Here is a 3465-nt window from a genome sequence, read left to right on the forward strand (position 1 = left end):
ATCAGGCCGTGTGCAACGTCAGGCCGTAGCGGCCCAGGATCTCGTTGACCGGCTGGAACCAGGTCTCGCCGCCGCTGGAGCAGTTGCCCCAGCCGCCGGAGGTGACGCCCTGTGCCTGGTCGCCGCTGATGAACGAGCCGCCCGAGTCGCCGGGCTCGGCGCACACGCTGGTCTTGGTCAGCTGGTGCACGGCGCCCTGGCTGTAGTTGACCGTCTCGTCGCGCGCGAGCACCGTGCCGCAGTGCCAGTGAGTCGTCGAGCCCGAGCGGCAGACCGAGGCGCCCACGGGAGCCTCGGCCGAACCGCGCACGAGCTGGTCCGGGACGGTGCCCCAGCCGAGGACCACCGGCACCGTCCACCAGCCGCTGCCCACGCTGACCCAGGCGTAGTCGTTGTCGGGGAACGACGACCCCTGGAACGTGCCGATGTAGGAGTGGTCCCAGCCGCTCACGCCCGCTCCGGGCTGCCCGCAGTGCCCGGCGGTGACGAAGCCGCCGTACACCGAGAAGCCGATGGAGCAGCGGACGTTGCCGGTGTAGTACGGGTCGCCGCCGACCGTGCCGGCCGCGTAGGTGCGTGCCGCCGCGGCGACCTGGTGGACGGCGACGGGGCCGGCCGCGCGGGCGCGGGAGAGGAAGCGCTCGACATCGTTGTCGGAGCGCCGGTCGCGGACCACGTCGACGACCACCGCGCCGGCCGCCGGGTCGACGTGCCAGCCGCTCACGCCCTGGGGCGCGGACAGGCGGTCCAGACGGGACTTGGCCGCGTCGAGCTGCCGGGCGCTGTGTGCCACGGTGCGGACCAGGGCGCCGGTGGCCCGGACGGCGCGTACGGCCGAGGCGGAGGCGTCGCGGGTGACGGCCACGGTGAGCCGTTGCGTCCGCGCGTCGAACCACGAACCGCCGTTCGCGGCGCCGGCGGCCTCGCGGGCCTTCGGCTCCTGCGCGGCGGCGGCGCGCTCGGCGGCGAGCCGGGCCCTCGCCCGCAGTGCGGTGAGTCCCAGGTCGCGCCGCATCGCCCGCAGCAGGCCGGGGGACAGGGAGGCGTCTTCGGCTCGGGAGGCGGAGGCCGCGGGGGCGCCGGCCGGGGAGGAGGCCGACGCCCAGGCCGGTGCGGTTCCGGCCGCGGTGCCAGCGCCGAACAGTACGAGTGCGGCCACGAGCGCGCGGTGAAGTCGCCCGCGTCTCACAACATTGCGTCTCACGGAAGGTGCCCTTCGTCGTTCCAGCAAGGTGGGGGTGGAACAACCGCAGCCTGAGAGCGCTCTCATCGGGTTGCCGAGAGCTTAGCGAGACGGGGTTTTCAGGTCCATGCCAATGACGCGCTTTTCTCGTGGCGGGCTCTGCCGAGGCGGGCTCTTCGGTGGCGCGCTCTGCGGAGATGCGCCCTTCCGGTCATCGCCCTTCCGGTCGGCGCGCGAGGTCGGCCTGTACCGAGTCGGCCCGTACCAGCCGGAACGCGGCGGCCGGATCCACGGCCCGGGTCACCGCCCGGCCCACCACGATGTGCGAGGCGCCCGCTGCCAGGGCCGCGCCCGGTGTCGAGGGGTGGGCGTGCTCGCCCGGCGACTGCCCCGGCAGTGCCACTCCCGGCGCGACGATCAGGGCGCCTCCGCCCAGCTCGTGCCGCAGTTCCGTGACGTCCCGCGGTGACGCGACCACCCCGTGGCAGCCCGCCGCCCCGGCCAGCCGCGCCAGCCGCAGCGCCTGGTCCCGCGCCGGGCGGCCGACGCCGACGTCGGCGAGGTCCGCGTCGGTCATGCTCGTGACCACGGTCAGGGCGAGGACGCGCAGCCGGGGGAAGTCGCGTGCCGCTTCGACGGCGGCCCTCATGATGCCCGTACCGCCCATGCCGTGCACCGTCACCATGGACACCCCCAGCGCGCCCGCCGCACGCACCGCCGCGGCGACCGAGGTGGGGATCTCGAAGAGCTTGAGGTCGAGGAAGACCCGCTTGCCCCGGGCGACCAGTTCGCCGACGAAGTCCGGGCCCACGGCCGTCAGCAGTTCCAGGCCGACCTTGTAGGAACGGCACTCGTCCCCGAGCCGCTCGACGATGCCGGCGGCGGTGGGACGGTTGTCACAATCCAGGGCGACGATGATCGGTTCGAAGTGGTCCACGACAACATTGTCAGGCCCCTACGGCGGCGGTCCGCAGCCGGTCCCCGGTGTCGTCGCGGCCGGCCCCGCGGCGAAGGATCACGGGCCGCGGTCGTGACGGCGGGGGATCCGTGATGCTAGAAAGGCCGAATGGCCGACCTTTTTGCCCGCCTTCGCCGGATATCTTGGCGTGCGTCGGCGGGAAAGAGCCTGCGGAGCGTCGCCGGACAGGTGTTCGTGCTGCAGGTGGCGCTGGTGGTGCTGCTGGTGGCCTTCGCGGTACTCGCCCTCCTGCTGCAGTCCCAGCGCGACACCGACTCCGAGGCGAAGCGCCGCTCCGTGGCCGTCGCCCAGACCTTCGCGCACTCCCCGGGGCTGCTCGCCGCCCTGCACACCCCCCACCCGACCAAGGTGCTCCAGCCGCTGACCGAGGCGGGGCGCAGGTCGGCGGGGGTCGACTTCATCGTCGTCATGGACACCCACGGCATCCGCTACACCCATCCGATGCCCGACCGGATCGGCAAGCGCTTCGTCGGCACCATCGGGCCGTCGCTGGCCGGCGGGGTCTACACCGAGAGCGTGCACGGGCCCCTCGGCCAGGAAGTGCAGGCCACCGTCCCCGTCGAGAATCCGGACGGCCACGTCGTGGCCCTCGTCTCCGCCGGACTCAAGGTCAAGAACGTCACCAACCAGGTCGACCGGCAGATCCCCATCATCCTGACCGCCGGGGCCGCCGCGCTCGGCGGGGCCACCGCCGTCACCGCGCTGGTCGGCAGGCGCCTGCGCCGCCAGACCCACAGCCTCGCCCCGGACGAGATGACCAGGATGTACGACCACCACGACGCGGTGCTGCACTCCGTGCGCGAGGGCGTCCTCATCGTCGCCGGCGACGGCCGGCTGCTGCTCGCCAACGACGAGGCGCGAAGGCTCCTGGACCTGCCGCCCGACGCCGAGGGACGGCACGTCACCGAGCTGCCCGCCCTCGAGCCCGAGACGGTCACCCTGCTCGGCTCCGGACGCGAGGCCACCGACGAGGTCCACCTCGCCGGACCCCGCCTCCTCGCCGTCAACCAGCGGCCCACCGACCGCGACGGCGGCCCCAAGGGCACCGTCGTCACCCTGCGCGACTCCACCGAACTCCAGGCCGTCTCCGGCCGCGCCGAGACCGCCCGCGAACGTCTCAAACTGCTCTACGACGCCGGCCTCGGCATCGGCACCACCCTCGACGTCACCCGCACCGCCGACGAACTCGCGCAGGTCGCCGTCCCCCGCTTCGCCGACTTCGTCACCGTCGACCTCGCCGACCCCGTGCTGCACGGCGAGGAACCCGCGGCCACCGCCACCGGGGTGCGCCGCGTCGCCGTGT

General features: G+C 73.7%; 3 protein-coding genes. 1 reads left to right on the plus strand and 2 read right to left on the minus strand.

The features are described 5' to 3' along the window. Window position 1 precedes the first annotated feature (1 nt). Together IE249_RS23315 and pyrF are read right to left on the minus strand one after the other, a co-directional pair. Window positions 2-1189 carry a S1 family peptidase gene (locus IE249_RS23315; protein ID WP_189707508.1) on the minus strand — a complete coding sequence of 396 codons (1188 nt, stop codon included), beginning with the start codon at window positions 1187-1189 and terminating at the stop codon, window positions 2-4. A 205-nt stretch (window positions 1190-1394) separates the two neighbouring features. After that, window positions 1395-2120, minus strand: coding sequence for an orotidine-5'-phosphate decarboxylase (pyrF, locus tag IE249_RS23320; protein WP_189707510.1), 726 nt, complete (start codon window positions 2118-2120; stop codon window positions 1395-1397). A gap of 129 nt (window positions 2121-2249) precedes the next feature. Here pyrF and IE249_RS38260 point away from each other — a divergent pair. Beyond that, on the plus strand, window positions 2250-3465 hold a 1216-nt coding region (locus tag IE249_RS38260), incomplete at its 3' end, for a sensor histidine kinase (RefSeq protein ID WP_506367340.1).

This window comes from Streptomyces anandii JCM 4720 (assembly GCF_014650655.1).
GTDB classification, from domain to species: Bacteria; Actinomycetota; Actinomycetes; order Streptomycetales; family Streptomycetaceae; genus Streptomyces; species Streptomyces anandii.